At 67.9% G+C, this 15,418-nt stretch carries 19 protein-coding genes and 1 pseudogene; 15 read left to right on the top strand and 5 right to left on the bottom strand.

Features of this window, described 5'->3' with window-relative positions; all coding sequences use genetic code 11:
* Positions 1-186 precede the first annotated feature (186 nt).
* Together ACIP5Y_RS31020 and ACIP5Y_RS31025 are read left to right on the top strand one after the other, a co-directional pair.
* The gene (locus ACIP5Y_RS31020) at positions 187-1,470 is read left to right on the top strand and encodes an amidohydrolase (protein WP_400355421.1); all 1,284 of its coding nucleotides are present in this window, start codon (positions 187-189) and stop codon (positions 1,468-1,470) included.
* 70 nt (positions 1,471-1,540) lie between these two features.
* Complete coding sequence (locus ACIP5Y_RS31025) at positions 1,541-1,723, top strand: hypothetical protein (RefSeq protein WP_400355423.1); 183 nt, start codon at positions 1,541-1,543, stop codon at positions 1,721-1,723.
* Here ACIP5Y_RS31025 and ACIP5Y_RS31030 read toward each other — a convergent pair.
* Positions 1,645-1,869: pseudogene (locus ACIP5Y_RS31030) on the bottom strand (zinc-binding dehydrogenase); the annotation flags it as partial. The gene ACIP5Y_RS31025 and the pseudogene ACIP5Y_RS31030 overlap by 79 nt on opposite strands.
* Here ACIP5Y_RS31030 and ACIP5Y_RS31035 point away from each other — a divergent pair.
* Positions 1,820-2,191, top strand: a complete 372-nt coding sequence (locus tag ACIP5Y_RS31035; protein ID WP_400355425.1) for a hypothetical protein — start codon at positions 1,820-1,822, stop codon at positions 2,189-2,191. The pseudogene ACIP5Y_RS31030 and the gene ACIP5Y_RS31035 sit on opposite strands and share 50 nt — an antisense overlap.
* An 11-nt stretch (positions 2,192-2,202) precedes the next feature.
* On the top strand, positions 2,203-2,373 hold the full coding sequence (locus ACIP5Y_RS31040; protein WP_400355427.1) for a hypothetical protein: 171 nt from the start codon (positions 2,203-2,205) through the stop codon (positions 2,371-2,373).
* Between the two features lie 48 nt (positions 2,374-2,421).
* Here ACIP5Y_RS31040 and ACIP5Y_RS31045 read toward each other — a convergent pair whose 3' ends face one another.
* Entirely contained in the window at positions 2,422-3,405 is a 984-nt protein-coding gene (locus ACIP5Y_RS31045; RefSeq protein WP_400355429.1) for an NADP-dependent oxidoreductase, read from the bottom strand.
* Between the two features lie 87 nt (positions 3,406-3,492).
* Between ACIP5Y_RS31045 and ACIP5Y_RS31050 the strand changes: the two genes are divergently transcribed.
* Entirely contained in the window at positions 3,493-4,428 is a 936-nt protein-coding gene (locus ACIP5Y_RS31050) for a LysR family transcriptional regulator (RefSeq protein ID WP_400355430.1), read from the top strand.
* Between the two features lie 93 nt (positions 4,429-4,521).
* On the opposite strand, the gene ACIP5Y_RS31055 is transcribed toward ACIP5Y_RS31050, so the two are convergent.
* Genes ACIP5Y_RS31055 through ACIP5Y_RS31065 form a run of 3 tightly spaced genes read right to left on the bottom strand, consistent with a single transcriptional unit; the run spans position 4,522 to position 6,618 of the window.
* Complete coding sequence (locus tag ACIP5Y_RS31055) at positions 4,522-5,667, bottom strand: RNA polymerase sigma factor (RefSeq protein WP_400355432.1); 1,146 nt, start codon at positions 5,665-5,667, stop codon at positions 4,522-4,524.
* Positions 5,664-6,071, bottom strand: a complete 408-nt coding sequence (locus ACIP5Y_RS31060; RefSeq protein ID WP_400355434.1) for a YciI family protein — start codon at positions 6,069-6,071, stop codon at positions 5,664-5,666. The genes ACIP5Y_RS31055 and ACIP5Y_RS31060 overlap by 4 nt, the downstream gene beginning before the upstream one ends.
* Before the next feature lie 49 nt (positions 6,072-6,120).
* Positions 6,121-6,618, bottom strand: coding sequence for a pyridoxamine 5'-phosphate oxidase family protein (locus tag ACIP5Y_RS31065; RefSeq protein WP_400355436.1), 498 nt, complete (start codon positions 6,616-6,618; stop codon positions 6,121-6,123).
* A 161-nt stretch (positions 6,619-6,779) separates the two neighbouring features.
* Between ACIP5Y_RS31065 and ACIP5Y_RS31070 the strand changes: the two genes are divergently transcribed.
* The 10 genes from ACIP5Y_RS31070 to pcaC all read left to right on the top strand — a co-directional run bounded on the left by ACIP5Y_RS31070 (position 6,780) and on the right by pcaC (position 15,418).
* Complete coding sequence (locus ACIP5Y_RS31070; RefSeq protein ID WP_400355437.1) at positions 6,780-7,619, top strand: class I SAM-dependent methyltransferase; 840 nt, start codon at positions 6,780-6,782, stop codon at positions 7,617-7,619.
* A 141-nt stretch (positions 7,620-7,760) separates the two neighbouring features.
* Positions 7,761-8,129 (top strand): nuclear transport factor 2 family protein, encoded by a 369-nt coding sequence (locus ACIP5Y_RS31075; RefSeq protein ID WP_400355438.1) that lies wholly within the window; start codon positions 7,761-7,763, stop codon positions 8,127-8,129.
* 115 nt (positions 8,130-8,244) lie between these two features.
* On the top strand, positions 8,245-9,666 hold the full coding sequence (locus tag ACIP5Y_RS31080; protein WP_400355440.1) for an MFS transporter: 1,422 nt from the start codon (positions 8,245-8,247) through the stop codon (positions 9,664-9,666).
* 282 nt (positions 9,667-9,948) lie between these two features.
* Entirely contained in the window at positions 9,949-10,773 is an 825-nt protein-coding gene (locus ACIP5Y_RS31085; RefSeq protein ID WP_400355442.1) for a CoA transferase subunit A, read from the top strand.
* On the top strand, positions 10,770-11,558 hold the full coding sequence (locus tag ACIP5Y_RS31090; protein ID WP_400355444.1) for a CoA-transferase subunit beta: 789 nt from the start codon (positions 10,770-10,772) through the stop codon (positions 11,556-11,558). Before ACIP5Y_RS31085 ends, ACIP5Y_RS31090 begins: the two co-directional genes overlap by 4 nt.
* Complete coding sequence (gene pcaH, locus ACIP5Y_RS31095; RefSeq protein WP_400355446.1) at positions 11,555-12,271, top strand: protocatechuate 3,4-dioxygenase subunit beta; 717 nt, start codon at positions 11,555-11,557, stop codon at positions 12,269-12,271. The genes ACIP5Y_RS31090 and pcaH overlap by 4 nt, the downstream gene beginning before the upstream one ends.
* Positions 12,264-12,809: a protocatechuate 3,4-dioxygenase subunit alpha gene (pcaG, locus tag ACIP5Y_RS31100; protein ID WP_400355448.1), complete on the top strand. Its 546-nt coding sequence runs from the start codon at positions 12,264-12,266 to the stop codon at positions 12,807-12,809. Before pcaH ends, pcaG begins: the two co-directional genes overlap by 8 nt.
* Positions 12,802-14,154: a 3-carboxy-cis,cis-muconate cycloisomerase gene (pcaB, locus tag ACIP5Y_RS31105; RefSeq protein ID WP_400355450.1), complete on the top strand. Its 1,353-nt coding sequence runs from the start codon at positions 12,802-12,804 to the stop codon at positions 14,152-14,154. Before pcaG ends, pcaB begins: the two co-directional genes overlap by 8 nt.
* Positions 14,151-15,023 carry a 3-oxoadipate enol-lactonase gene (gene pcaD / locus ACIP5Y_RS31110; RefSeq protein ID WP_400355451.1) on the top strand — a complete coding sequence of 291 codons (873 nt, stop codon included), beginning with the start codon at positions 14,151-14,153 and terminating at the stop codon, positions 15,021-15,023. The genes pcaB and pcaD overlap by 4 nt, the downstream gene beginning before the upstream one ends.
* On the top strand, positions 15,020-15,418 hold the full coding sequence (gene pcaC, locus ACIP5Y_RS31115; RefSeq protein ID WP_400355452.1) for a 4-carboxymuconolactone decarboxylase: 399 nt from the start codon (positions 15,020-15,022) through the stop codon (positions 15,416-15,418). Before pcaD ends, pcaC begins: the two co-directional genes overlap by 4 nt.

Consider the following 15,418-nt stretch of genomic DNA (forward strand, 5'->3'; position numbering starts at 1 on the left):
CACCAGCCACTCGCGAAATCAACCCCTAATAGCCGGTAACTTCGGTTCCCCTGAGCGATATACACCTTCCGTACCCCTCCGGCCGAATTGCCGATCCCGGCCCGATCTACGCTGATTCCGCACCATCGATCGATTTTGCGAGCTCGCAGCACATATCCGAGAGCATTCGATTGCAGGGAGCGAATCATGACGGCGAGTACTTCGACCATCACCACGGCCATCGGCGGACTCGACCGGATCCGGGCGGATCTCGCGGACTTCTATCGCGACCTGCACATGCACCCCGAACTCTCGGGCGCCGAACATCGCACCGCGCAGCAGGTCGCCGAGCAGGTGGCGGCCCTCGGCTACCAGGTCACCACCGGCGTCGGCGGGACCGGCGTGGTCGCCATGCTGGCCAATGGCAACAGCCCGACCGTTCTGCTGCGCGCCGATTTCGACGCACTGCCCATCACCGAGGCGACCGGCCTGCCCTACGCGTCCCGCAATGACGGTGTCATGCACGCCTGCGGACACGATATGCACGCCACCTGCCTACTCGGCGCGCTGCACCTGCTGGCCGGTGCCCGCTCGACCTGGTCGGGCACCATCATGGCGATATTCCAGCCGGCCGAAGAGACCGGGCGGGGCGCGCAGGGCATGGTCGACGACACGCTCTTCGAGCGCTTCGGCAAACCGGATATCGTCCTCGCGCAGCACACGGCGCCGTTTCCCGTCGGGCTCATCGCCGGGCATCCCGGTGTCGCGGCAGCGGCCACCGACGCGCTCCGCGTCACGCTGCACGGCCACGGCGGGCACGGCTCCCGGCCGGAGGTCACCGTCGATCCGGTCGTGCTGGCCGCGGCCACCGTCATGCGCTTGCAGACCATCGTGTCGCGAGAGATCGCCGCCAATGATGCCGCGGTGGTGACCGTGGGCTCGATGCGGGCGGGTACCAAGGACAACATCATCCCGGATGATGCCGAGCTGCAATTGAATATCCGCACCTATACTCCCGAAGTGCGCCAGCGGGTGTTGTCCGCCGTGGACCGCATCATCAAGGGCGAGGCCGCCGCCGCGGGCGCGGTACGCGCCCCGGAGATCTCCGTGATAGACACCTTCCCGGTCATGAACAACGATCCGGACGCCCTGCACCGGACCCTGACCGCCATCGGCGAAATCCTCGGCCCCGACCATGTTTTCGACCCGGGCCGCATCACCGGCAGCGAAGACGCGGGCATCTTCGCCACCAGTGCCGGTGTCCCGCTCTGCTATTGGATGTTCGGCGTACTCTCGCTCGCGCAATTCGGCGGCACCGACCCTGTCCAGATCGTCCGGGACGTCCTCACCGGTCGCATAGACCCCAAATCCGTTCCCGGCCCGCACACCGCGAAATACTTTCCCGAAGTGGACCCCAGCATCACCGCGGGCGTCACCGCCATGGTCACCGCCGCCCTCACCTGGCTCGGTTCCGCCGCCCCTATGGCGTGAGCGCGATTCTCCCGAACACCTCGCCGGATTCAGTTCGGCGGTCGCGGCGCGTCTGTCCGATACGGGCACGGTGTCGGCGCTGAAGGTGGCGAACGATATCGACTTCTTGAAGCCCGCGACCATTGCCGAGCCGAAGTCCGCGGGCGGCATGCCCGCCATCACGCCGGCCACCACCATGCGACCGTTCGGTTCGAGCCGGTCCAGGAAGGACGGCAGGTCCGCGCCGGCGACGATGTCGATGATGACGTCGTAGCCCGCGGGAGCGTCCTCGGCGCTCCGGCCCGTTCGATCCAGGACATGCGTCGCGCCGAGTTTGCGCAAGCGGGCTCCGCGCTCGGCCGATGCGGTCGTGACCGCGACCGCGCCGCCGCCGGCCCGAGCCGCGAGCTGCACCGCCATGACTCCGATGCCGCCGGCCGCGCCGCGTATGAGCAAGGAAATCCTGATCGCGGAGGCCTTCACCGACCAGATGCACGCCTGCCGATCGATAGTCGAGGAAGGCCTCGCCGATCCCGATGCGTGGCAAGGCTTCTGCCACACGATCGAGCAGCTCTGCGAACTCCAGGCCCGCGACCACGGCTTCACCGCGGCCTTCATGTCCACTTTTCCCCGTGCCGTGGACTTCGCCGCGATCCGCACCGCCTCGCTCACCGCCGCCGCCGACCTGATCCGCCGCGCCGAGGCGACCGGCAACCTCCGCCCCGACGTAGCGACGACCTGATCCTGATGATCATGGCCAACAACGGTATTCAGGCCCCAACGCTCGCAGCCCGAATCGCGGCCTCGCGCCGCTTCGCCGCCCTCATGATCCAGGCGTTCCGGACCTCTTCCCCCACACCGTTTCCGCTCCCGCCGGTGCCACGGCTGCTTCCCGCGGAATCAGCACTGGCCGTCAAGCACTGACGCATCCGGGCATGCGGTCCTTGCGGCGCCCTTGATCAGCGAGAGCGGTTATGGGACAAGCACGAGCTTGCCGGGGGCATGTCCGGCGATTCCGGCGCGGTGGGCCCGCGCCGCCTCCGCCAAGGGGTAGACGGTGTCGATCAGGATGCGCAATTCGACTGCGCGGGAAGCCAGATCGGCGCGGGCCGACTCGCGGAGCTCGGTGCCCGCGTCCTGGCCGGGGCCGTAGCCGAGGGCCTTGATACCGGCGACGACGTGACGGTCGCCGGCAACGATCGAGGCGATGCGCTGTCGATCGGCTACCAGTTCCAAGGAAGTGTCGAGCGCTTCATCGCCGCCGGCACAGTCGATCGCGGCGGTGACCGGTCCAGGGGAGGCTGCACGCACGCGGTCGAGCAGCCCGGCACCGTAGGTGACCGGAATGGCGCCGAGTTCGCGCAGTAGTTCGTGATTGTGTGCGCCGGCGGTGGCGATCACGGTTGCGCCCGCTGCCGTGGCCAATTGCACGACCACCGAACCGACTCCGCCCGCGCCACCGTGGACGAGCAGCGTGTCACCCTCGCCGACACCGGCGGCGTGCAGGGCGTGCACGGCCGTGGTGCCGGCCAGCATCAACGAACCCGCCTCGGGCCAGCCCAGATCGGCGGGCTTGGGGATCAGCGAGGTCGCGGGTGCGGTGACGTAGTCGGCGTAGGCGCCGGTGACCGGGTAGACGATGACCTCGTCGCCGACTTCGAAGGCGCGCACGTCGTCGCCGATCGCGGTGACGACTCCCGCGCATTCCAGTCCGAGCCGGGGCAAGTCGTCGGCGAGCCCGGCGGAGTCCTGGTGCTCGTCGTCCACCTCGTGGAAGGCGCCGCTGTAGAGCTTCCAATCGATGGGGTTGACCCCGGCCGCGCGGACCTGCACGACGACCTGGCCGGCGGCAGGTTCCGGTATCGGCATGGAGACGATCTCGAGGACGTCCGGTGACCCGTATGCGGTCGGCCGCACGGTCCTGGCCTTGGTTGTCAATTCCTGTGCGCTGCTCATGAATTCAGTCTCGATCGCGCATGACATGATGTCTACTGCAATCTCTGCACTCTGAGTTTGCGTTGAACGCATTCATTAGGAGGGCTCATGGCCGAGCAGCTGGACCTCAACCTGTTGCGGGTGTTCGACGCGTTGATGGATACCGGAAGCGTGTCGGCGGCCGCCGAGCGACTGCATCTGTCGGGTCCCGCGACCAGCAGAGCCCTGGGCCGGCTACGGCGAGCGATGAACGACCAGATCCTCGTACGCGCGGGCCGCGGCCTGGTCCCCACCCCGTTCGCCCTGCGCAGCGCCGCCAAAGTCAAAGCGCTGCTGAACGATGCGGCCGCCCTGCGCTCCGATCCCACCGGCAATGACCCACGATCCTGGCAGCGCACCTTCACCATCCGGATCAACGACGCCCTCGTCCCCGTACTCGCACCCCGCCTCACCCGCCTGATCGCCGACCGCGCCCCCGGGGTCCGGCTCCGGTTCGCCCCCGAGGCCTCCGAAGGAGCCGACCCACTACGCGACGGCTCCCTGGACCTGGACGTCGGCGTAGCCGATCCACCCCCACCCGACGTATGCACCGAACCCCTGTTCACCGACCACTTCGTCGCCGTCGTAGCAGCGGATTCCGACCTCGGCCGGGCCCCACACCTGACGATCGACGACCTCTGCGCCCACCCCCACATCTCCGCCTCCCGTCGCGGCCTGGCCCACGGCCCCCTCGACGAGGCTCTACGCCGCATCGGCCGCACCCGCACGGTCAGTGCGGTTGTCCCCTCCTACGCCGTCGCGGCCCTGATCGCCCTGGAGGACGACGTCATCTGCCTCCTCCCCCAAGTCCTGGCCCAACACCTGGTCCAACGCCGAATCCCCTTGCGCTGGCACGAGGTCCCCTTCCCCCTCCCCGCCGCCGAGGTCGAAGCCCGCTGGCACCGCCGCCTGAACGACGACCCCGCCGCCCGCTGGCTACGCGCCCAGCTGAAAACCGCCGTCCAGCCCTTGATCACTCCACCGGACCGCACCGAGAACTGTTGAACCTTCGACCTTTTCGGACTCTCAGCCAGGATACTGTTAGCGACACCCGAGGCCCCCAAAACCTGGGGCAGGCAGCAGATGTCGGCGAGGTGATCAGGAGTGGAGTAGTTGCCGGAGTCGGGCTGCTTCGCGGGTGAGGTGGTCGCGTTCGGGGAGGTTGGTGGCTGTGCGGGAGGCTTCGGCGTAGAGGGTGGCGGCTTGTTCGAGGTCGCCGGCGCGTTCGAGGAGGTAGGCGCGGGCTGCGGTATGGCGGGGGAGGTTCGGGTCGAGGTCGGCGAGGGCGGCCAGGCCGGCTCGGGGGCCGTCGGCCTCGCCGACCGCTACCGCGCGGTTCAGGCGGATTACCGGGGTGTCGGTGCGGAGTAGGAGTTCGTCGTACCACTCGACGATCTGCACCCAGTCCGTTTCGGCGGTGCTGGGGGCGTCCGCGTGTAGAGCGGCGATGGCGGCTTGGGTCTGGTATTCGCCCAGGCGGTCGCGGGCCAGCGCGGCTTGCAGAATCTCGACACCCTCGGCGATAAGGACTGTGTCCCAATGGGATCGGTCCTGTTCGGCGAGGGGGATCAGGCGGCCGTCCGGGCCGGTGCGTGACGCGCGGCGGGCGTGATGCAGCAGCATCAGGGCGAGCAGGCCCGCGACCTCGGGCTCGTCGGTCGCGGCGGCGAGCTGGCGGGTGAGGCGGATGGCCTCGGCCACCAAATCTATGTCACCTGTGTAGCCCTCGTTGAAGACGAGGTAGAGGACGCGCAGCACCGTTGCGAGATCGCCGGGACGGTCGAGTGGCAGGCCCGAGATGCGCCGCTTGGCCCGGCTGATCCGTTGCGCCATAGTCGCTTCGGGGACGAGATAGGCCGTGGCTATCTGCCGAGTCGTCAGGCCGCCGACCGCACGCAGCGTCAATGCGACGGCCGACCCGATGGGCAGGGAGGGGTGCGCGCACAGGAAATACAGCCACAGCGAGTCATCGGTGGCGGGCACCGGGCCTGCCGGAGGTTCGACTTCCACGGCGAGTTCCCTTCCCCGCCGGGATGTTTCGGCGCGGGTGGCATCGAGGAACTTGTGCCAGGCCGCCGCGACGAGCCACGCCTTGGCATCGCGCGGCGGATCGTCCGGCCACGCCTCCAATGCCCGGATCAGCGCCTCCTGCACCGCGTCCTCGGCCGCGGCGAAGTCGGCTCCGCGGCGTACGAGGATGCCGATCACCGCGGGCACGAGTTCGCGCAGCAGGGATTCGTTCACTCGGTCACCGTGGGCAACCCCGTGAAGAACGGTCGAAGCTCGAGCCACTCCTGCACCGGCTTCCCGCCCGCACCCGGTGCCGCGGACAGCTCACCGGCCAGTTCGACCGCCCGCTCATAGGTTTCGACATCGATGATCGTCCACCCGGCAATCAGATCTTTGGTCTCCGCGAACGGACCGTCGGTGATCGGCGGCCGCCCCTCGCCGTCGGACCGGACGAACGTGCCCTGCGGAGCGAGCGCCAAATGTTGGACGAACTCCCCGGTCTCCTCGAGTCGCGTGGCGAAATCCTGCATGTACTGCACGTGGGCCGAGATCTCCTCGGGCGTCCACTGATCCATCGGCACGTCGTTGACCGATGCGGGCGCGCCCCGATAGTGCTTGAGCAGCAGATATTTAGGCATGATGTTCTCCTCTGTCGGTTACGGTCCATGCTGGCCGGGTCGATCGGATTCAGGCCCGCTGACGTTCGGCCCGCTGCCGGATCAGCTCCTCGACCGCGCTGGGCAGCGTGGTTTCGAAGTCGATGAGCTTCACCCACGTCGGCGTAATGACGACCCGAACCATTCCGTCGTAGAGCGAACGAACCTCGGCCTCCCATTCGACCCGCTGCTCCGCAGTCATCTCGTAACTGCCGTTCATCTGCAGATACTCCGCCGGAATCCCCTCCACCACATCCAACTCCGCCCGGCCCCGGATGAGCAGCATCTTCGGCGGATGCACCTCGGTATCGATCGTCAGCGCCACCTCGGGGTTGTCGCGCAGGTAGGGCAGTTTCAAAGCGTTCTTCGAGGTGCAGACGACGATCTCCGAGCCGTTCCAGGTGAACGCGATCGGGATATTCCGCGGCGTACCGTCCTTCGCGACATACGCCATCCGCAGCAGGTCACGGGCCAGCAGCTTCTGGCTGATCGGCAGGTTCACAATCGTGGTGATCTCGTTCGGTTGCATGCTCGCTCCTTCGTCGGTCCGGCCGAGCCCCGTTCGGCTGCTCGTACCCCTGGGACGGAGCCGCCCAACCGTTCTCGACATCCACCTCACCCGAATTCCAGATTCTTTTGCCGCAAGCGCCGCGCCAGGACAGTGCAAGAGCTGTCGAAAATCATTCGTTCATGGACGAATCCAATGAAACAACCATGACGCAAGAAAACCCGCTGCTGACGATGATCCGAGAGGTGTGCGCTCTCGGGCGCGCCGAGTTCGACCGCCCGCATACCGCCGAAGGTGACCCCAACGCTGTACGTGCGCTCGTACAGGGCCTGCAAGCGATCGATCCATCCGGTGAGCCCAGCGATATCTCCCTCTCACTGGACTTGCTGGCGCCCCGCGCCCCGTACTTCGACCAGCTCGTCCTGGCCGCCATCGCGGCCGAGGTACCTCAGGTCGTAAACCTCGGCGCAGGCTACGACGACCGCGCCCTCCGATTCCGGCACCCCGCCGTGCGATTCTTCGACCTCGACCTCCCCGATATCGTGACGGACAAGGCTCGCCGCCTCGGGACGATGCACACCCCACACCTCACCCTGGCCCCAGTGGACTTCCGAACCGGCGATGTCGCCGAGGTCTTGGCTCGCGCCGGCCACAACGCCCACCAGCCAACCTTCTTCCTCGCCGAACACCTCACCCTGTTCCTCGAACCGAAGAATGTCGAGCAACTCCTGGCCGGCCTCTCCACCCGCGCCGCAAAAGGCTCCACCCTGGCCATCACCGCCGAAGTGCACCCCGCCGACCTCGAGTCCGACCTCGTCGTCGCCACCGTGGACGCCGAGATGTTCAGCGGCACCGGACCACTCCGCACAATCCAATCCCGCGATACCTGGCTCACCCTCCTCGACAAGACCGGCTGGCAAGTCGAAGCCCCCGACGAGGTGACAGCCATCGACCACTTCGAACTCCCGATCGAGCCCCACCCCATCCGCATTCAAACCCAATTCCTCACCGCGACAGCATGACCGTCCCCTGCACTGCGCTCATGCCGGAGAAGGTCCGCGCCGGCGTACAAGTCGTCAGTACCTAAGTACGACAGATTCCGGGGTGGTCAAAGCTCAATAACTTTGTGGTCAGCAAGTACGGAACCACTGAGGAGAGACATCATGAGCGACATCAATGAGCTGGTCGACCGCTACCTGGACGCTTGGAACGCCACCGATGCGGACCGCCGCGCGGAACTGGTCGCCGAGGTGTTCACCGAGGATGCGGAGTATGTCGATCCGCTGGCGGCGGTGCGGGGGCATGCCGAGCTGGCCGCCACCATCGCGGCGGTGCAGGGGCAGTTCGCCGGACTGGAATTCAGCCGCGGCGGGGCCGTCGACGCGCATCACAATATCGCCCGGTTCACCTGGAACCTGGGACAGCCGGGTGCGGAGCCGCTGATTGTCGGCTTCGATGTCGCGGAGCTTGCCGCGGACGGGCGGATCGTCCGGGTCAACGGCTTCCTCGACAAGGTGCCCGCCGGCGCCTGAGCCCTCACTTCCGGCGGGAAACACGCACGCGCCGTGTGTGTTTCCCGCCGGGCTCCACCGAATCACCTGCGGCAGTTCACGGGACACTGTCCATCGATCGCTAGGACATTTCGTCATGTCATCACCGACCCTTCAGCGGCCCTCCGCCGCATCGACCCGGCCCGAGGCCGACCAGGCGTCGCTGGGCACTCTGCTCATCCTGCTCGCCGGTATTTTCGTGGCCACTCTCGACTTCTTCATCGTCAATGTCGCGATCCCCGACACGCAGGCCGATCTGCACATCGGTAATGCCGCCACGCAGTGGATCGTCGCGGGTTACGGCCTGGCCGTCGCGGCCGGCCTGATCACCGGCGGACGGCTCGGCGACATGTACGGCCGGCGCCGCCTCTACGGGATCGGAATGGCGGTCTTCACACTGGCTTCCGCCGTATGCGCCCTCGCCGGCGGTGCGGGTGAACTGATCGCCGCACGAGTCGTGCAGGGCGCCGGGATGGCGCTGCTCATGCCGCAGGTACTCGGCATCATCACCGTGGTGTTCACCGGCGCCCGGCAGGCCCGCGCCTTCGCGGCCTACGGCGCGACCATGGGCCTGGCCGCCGTATTCGGCCAGTTGATCGGCGGCGCGCTGATCCAGGCCGACCTGTTCGGCCTCGGATGGCGCACGATCTACTGGATCAATGTGCCGGTGGGCATTGTCGCCCTCGCACTGCTGCGGCGCATGGTTCCCGAATCGCGTGGCGCCGCCGGCACCCGGCTCGATCCGATCGGTGTGGATCTGATCATCGCCGCGCTGGTCGCCATGGTGCTGCCGCTGATCCAGGGCCCCTCGCAGGGCTGGCCGCTGTGGACCTGGCTGTCACTCGCGACCGCCGCCGTACTGCTGGTCGTATTCGCCTGGTATCAAACACGATTGGCTGCCCGTGGCGCGTCGCCGCTGGTGGATCCCGACCTGTTCCACGAACGCTCGTTCCGGGTCGGCGTGGTGGTCGCGCTCATCTACCAGATGAGTGTCGCCTCGTTCTTCCTGTTCCTGGCGCTGTATCTGCAACAGGGGCGCCATCTTTCGCCCCTGACGTCCGGACTGCTGTTCCTCGCGATCGGCGCACCGTACCTGTTCACCTCGAAACTGTCGGAGCAGCTCGCGGTCCGGCTCGGCCGCCAGGTGATCACGGTCGGCGCCGTCCTGCAGGCCGTCGGCTTCCTCCTGCTCATCCCGGCCACGACCGAATCGATCGGCCTGCTGATTCCCGGCCTGATCGTGGTCGGAGCGGGCATGGGTTTGGCGATGGTGCCGCTGCCCGGCACCGTGCTGGCCCGAGTCTCCGTCCACCACGCCGCCTCCGCCGGCGGCGTCCTCTCCACCGCGAACCAGGTCGGTGGCGCACTCGGCATCGCCGTCGTAGGAATCCTCTTCTACAACCACCTCACCGGCGGCCTCGGATCGGCCTTCGTCTGGAGCCTGCTCCCGATGATCGTCCTCTGCGCCTTGGCCGCAGCACTGGTACAGCTGCTGCCCAAACTGTCCGCCGAAAAGTGAACTGAGCCGCCCAGTTTCGCCCCCGGTCACCGCCTCAGGTGGCCGGGGGCGAAACGCGCACTGCCCGCGCACGCGACTCGCCCTGCCATCGACGATATTCTGACCGTGTCTACGCGACCGTCTACAGCGAGCCTCGGGACGCCCGGTAACGCCGCACCCGAAATCCCCCCGGAGCAGGTCATCAGCCGAAAGCTGATGGCCTGCTCTCCGTTTTGGTTGACCCACACCCGAAGCGATGTTCATAATGAGCACAGACGTTCACTATGCGAACATTGGAGTAATGTGGGCAGGATTTCGGGGTTGGCGGAGGCGATTGCGCGGCTTGTCCATGATGGGGATGTCGTTGCGCTCGAAGGGTTTACGCATTTGATTCCGGTGGCGGCGGGGCAGGAGATCATTCGGCAGGGGCGGCGGGGGCTGACGTTGGTGCGGATGACGCCCGACATCGTGTATGACCAGATGATCGGGGCGGGGTGTGCGCGAAAGCTGATCTTCTCGTGGGGTGGGAATCCGGGGGTCGGGTCGTTGCATCGGTTCCGGGATGCGGTCCAGCAGGGGTGGCCGGGGCCGTTGGAGATCGAGGAACACAGTCATGCGGGGATGGCGAATCGGTATGTCGCGGGGGCTTCGGGGCTGCCGTTCGCGGTGCTGCGGGGGTATGTCGGGACGGATCTGGCTACCGTCACGGACACCATCAAGCCGATCGTGTGCCCGTTCACGGGTGAGCAGCTGACGGCGGTGCCCGCGCTGAATCCCGATGTCGCCGTGATTCATGCGCAGCGGGCCGATCGGGATGGGAACGTGCAGTTGTGGGGATTGCTGGGAGTGCAGAAGGAGGCGGTGCTGGCGGCGCGGCGCAGCCTGGTTACCGTCGAGGAGATCGTGGACACGCTCGAACCTGTCCCGGGCGCGATCGTATTGCCCGCCTGGGCGGTGACCGCGATTGCCGAGGTGCCCGGCGGTGCGCATCCGTCGTACGCACAGGGCTACTCGGAGCGTGACAACGCCTACTACGCCGCCTGGGACGCGATCAGCCGCGACCGCGACAGCTTCGACAGCTGGTTGCACGAGCACGTATTCGCTTCAGCCCTCGGGAGCAACGCATGACCGCCGCCCGGCCACTCGAAACAACCACCGCCGCAACAGATCCCGCCTACACCGCCGACGAGATGATGACCATCGCCGCCGCGCGGGCGCTGCGCGGGGACCAGCGGTGTTTCGTCGGGATCGGCCTGCCGTCGACCGCGGCGAACCTGGCCCGCACCACCCACGCGCCCGATCTGGTCCTCGTCTACGAGTCGGGGACGCTGGGGTCCAAGCCGGATCGCCTGCCGGCCTCGATCGGCGACGGCATTCTCGCCGAGACCGCCGATGCCGTGATCAGCGTGCCCGAGGTGTTCAACTACTGGCTGCAGCCGGGCCGCATCGATATCGGATTCCTCGGCGCCGCACAACTCGACCGGTTCGGCAATATCAACACCACGGTCATCGGCGACTACGCCGACCCGAAGGTCCGATTGCCCGGTGCGGGCGGGGCGCCGGAGATCGCCGCCTCCTGCGGTGAGGTGTTCGTCGTGGTCCGGCAGTCCCGGCGGTCGTTCGTCGATCGGGTCGATTTCGTCACCTCGTTCGGGCACGGGCGGGGCTGCGGGGAACGCGCCGCGCTGGGTCTGCGGGGTGCGGGCCCGACCCTGGTCATCACCGATCTCGGGGTTATGAGGCCCGCTGCCGACGGTGAATTGATCCTTGTCGCAACGCATCCCGGGATCACCGTGGAGCAGGTGCGCGAGGCGACCGGCTGGGACCTGCGGGTCGCGGACGACTGCACGGTCACCGAACCACCGACCGTCCAAGAGCTATCGGCGCTCCGGGCCCTGCAGGCGGCGTCATGAGCCGCGCATTCCGCCGCGATCCCGCGGACACGCATCCACCGCTGGACTCCCCCGCCTACGCTTCCACCGCGCTACGACATCCCGATCACCCGTTGGTCCTACTGCCGCAACGCCTCACCGAGCTCACCGGTCCCGTCCTCGGCGAGGGCCGGATCGGGACCAAGGACAACGATCTCACCGCCCAGCATCGCGGCGAGCCCATCGGGCAGCGAATCATCGTGCACGGCAGGCTCCTCGACGGTGACGGCAAGTCGATCCCGAACTCGCTCGTCGAGATCTGGCAGGCCAATGCGGGCGGACGCTACCGCCACGACCGGGATCGCTGGGATTCCGCGTTGGACCCGAACTTCGACGGCGCCGGCCGGACCCTCACCGACAGCGAAGGCCGCTACGAGTTCACGACGATCAAGCCCGGCGCCTATCCGTGGCGCAATCACCACAATGCCTGGCGGCCGGCGCATATCCATTTCTCCGTGTTCGGGCTGGCGTTCACCCAGCGGCTGGTCACCCAGATGTACTTCCCCGACGATCCGATGTTCTTCCAGGATCCGATCTTTCAAGCCGTGCCCGAACCGGCGCGGAAGCTGCTGATCAGCCGCTTCGATTACGAGCGCACCGAACCCGCACGGGCGCTGGCCTTCGAGTTCGACCTCGTCCTGCGCGGTCGCGAGGCGACTCCCTTCGAGACCGATGAGGACGACCACGATGACTAGCCTGCCGACCACCCCGTCGCAGACCGTCGGCCCGTTCCTGCACATCGGGTTGAGCTGGGACGACGGGCCGTACGCGGTACCGCTGGGCACCGAGGGCGCGATCTGGCTCCGGGGCAGGGTGTTCGACGGCGCCGGCGCGGTGATCGATGACGCCCTCGTCGAGATCTGGCAGGCGGATCCGGACGGCCACTTCGACCATCCCGACAGCCGCCGCCCGGTCCGGCCCGGCTTCCGGGGTTTCGCCCGCAGCGACACCCGCAGCGGCGAATTCGCCCTCCACACGGTGATTCCCGGCGAGGTGGATGACGGCGCGCAGGCCCCGCATATCGACATGTCCGTTTTCGCCCGCGGCCTGTTGCACCGGGTGGTCACCCGCGTCTACTTCCCCGAGCACGCCGACGGGCACCGCACCGATCCGGTCCTGGCCATGGTTCCGCCGGAGCGTCGCGGCACCTTGATCGCCGCACGCGGCAGCGACGGATATGTTTTCGATGTGCACCTACAGGGCGACTCCGAGACGGTGTTCTTCGATGTCTGACGGACTGTTCGACGCCGTGCTCGCGGCCGGCCCGGTCGCCGGGCAGGTCAGTGATCGCGCCTGGGTGCAGGCCATGCTGGATTTCGAGGGCGCGCTGGCCCTGGCCTCCGCCGACGCCGGTGTGATTCCGGTCGAGGCCGCCGAGGAGATCGCCCGCTGCTGCCGCGCCGAGGACTACGACATCGCCGATATCGGCGCCCGCGCTGTGGATATCGGCAATCCCGCCGGCCCCCTGGTGCGTGCCCTCACCGCACGCGTCACACCGCAGGCGGCGGCCTACGTGCATCTCGGCGCCACGAGTCAGGATGTGTCCGATACCGCCGCAATGCTGGTGACCGCCCGGAGTTTCGACGCGCTGCGCACCGAACTGCGCTCGGATGCCGCGCTGCTGGCCGGACTGGCCGAGGAGCACGCCTACACGGTCATGCCCGGCCGGAGTCTGCTCCAGCAGGCGCCACCGGTGACCTTCGGATTGACCGCGGCCGGCTGGCTCAGCGGTATCACCGCGGCGCAGGCCCGGCTCAACGGAATCCGGCGCGACCGTCTCGCCGTGCAGTTCGGCGGCGCCGTCGGGACGCTCGCGGCCCTGGGCGACAATGGAATACGCGTTCTCAGCGGCCTCGCCGAGCGGCTCGGACTGGCCGAACCGGTGCTGCCGTGGCACACCGAGCGCAGCCGGATCGCCGAGGTGGCAGGGGCCTTGGGTCAGACCTGCGGCGCGGTCGCGAAGATCGCCCGCGATATCACGCTGCTCGCCCAGACCGAAGTCGGCGAGGTATACGAGCAGGGCCCCGCGGGTACCGGCGGATCATCGACCATGCCGCACAAGCGCAATCCGGTCGCCGCCGTGCTCGCGACCGGTTCGACCGGGCAGGCCCCGGGACTGGTCGCCGCGCTACTGGGTGCGTCGGCGCACGAGCATCAGCGAGCGGCGGGCGCATGGCACGCGGAGTGGCGGCCGCTGTCGGAGTTGTTGCGCACCACCGGATCCGCAGTGCATTGGCTGGTCGTCAGCCTGGAACGGTTGCGCGTCGATCCGGAGCGCATGCGGCTGAACCTCGACCGCACCGGCGGACTGCTGCTCGCCGAGAACGTGGCGATCGAACTGGTGTCGGCCTCGCAGGGAGCGGTCGGCAGGCAGGTCGCGAGCGATACGGTCGCGGACTGCTGCCGAGCGGCCCTCACCGGCGGCGGTGAGCTCATCGATCTGCTGGCGGGCGATCCGCTGGTCCGGCGATATCTGGGACGCGACCGACTGACCGAATTGCTCGACCCCGCAGGCTATCTCGGGTCAGCAGACGAGTTCATCCGGCGGGCCCTGGACGACTGGAAGGCCCAGTCGTGAACCCCGTCCCCTCACTCCGCAACGCCCTGGATCCCTCACCCCATGAGGCCGCGCTCGCCCCGCCCCACGGGAATCTCGTTGCCGCGCACCGCGAGAACTCCGTCGCCGTGCACTACGCCGAGGACGGCCCGCGCACTGGACGGCCCGTTGTACTCAGCGGATCGCTGGGCAGCGATCTGCGTATGTGGGAGCCGCAGCTCGCGGCGCTGACGGGTGCCGGTTTCCGCGTCGTCCGCTATGACCATCGCGGTCACGGCGATTCGCCGGTGTCACGCGGCCCTTACACGCTGGGCGATCTGGGCGGTGATGTCCTCGCGTTGCTCGATCGGCTCGGTATCGGGGCCGTGGATTTCGTCGGGCTGTCGCTGGGCGGCATGGTTGGTATGTGGCTCGCACAGCACGCGCCGGAGCGGCTGCGCACGCTGACCTTGTGCTGCACCTCGGCCGAGCTCGGGCCGCCCAGCGGATGGTCCGAGCGGGCGCGGATCGTCAGAGCCGAGGGGATTCAGGCGATTTCGCAGTCGGTCGTGCAGCGCTGGTTCACTCCGGCCTGGCTCGCCGCCGATCCTGAGCGGACTCGCGACTACGAGAAGATGGTCGCGGCAACACCTTCCGAGGGCTATGCGGCCTGTTGCGCCGCCATTGAAACGATGGACATTGCCACGCGTCTGCCGGGAATCACCGCACCGACGCTGGTCATCTCCGGGGCCGAGGATCCCGCCACGCCGCCGCCGCACGGGCGGCGCATAGCCACCGAGATTCCGGGTGCGAGCTTCGAAATCGTCTCTCCGGGAGCGCATCTGGCCAGTGCCGAGCAGCCCGCGGCCGTCAATGACCTGATTCTCCGACACCTGAAGGACCATGCATGAGCGAGCGAGCAGAACAGGGCATGGCCGTCCGGCGCGACGTGCTCGGCGACGCGCACGTCGACCGGGCGGTGGCGGCGACCACCGAGTTCACCCGCCCGTTCCAGGAGTACATCACCGAGGCCGTCTGGGGCTCGATCTGGACCCGCGACGGCCTGGATCGGCGCACCCGCAGCTGCATTACGCTGGCGGTGCTCACCGCGCTCGGGCGGCACGAGGAGATCGCGATGCATGTGCGTGCCGCGCTCGGCAATGGCCTCACCGCCGCCGAGATCGCCGAGGTGCTGCTGCATACCGGCGCCTATGCTGGTGTGCCCGCGGCGAATGCCGCATTCGCCATCGGGCAGCGCGTGCTGGCCGAACTCGGTGATGACGCGGCACGAACAGCACAGGAGTGA

The organism is Nocardia sp. NPDC088792, assembly GCF_044750615.1.
In the GTDB taxonomy this organism is placed as follows: domain Bacteria; phylum Actinomycetota; class Actinomycetes; order Mycobacteriales; family Mycobacteriaceae; genus Nocardia.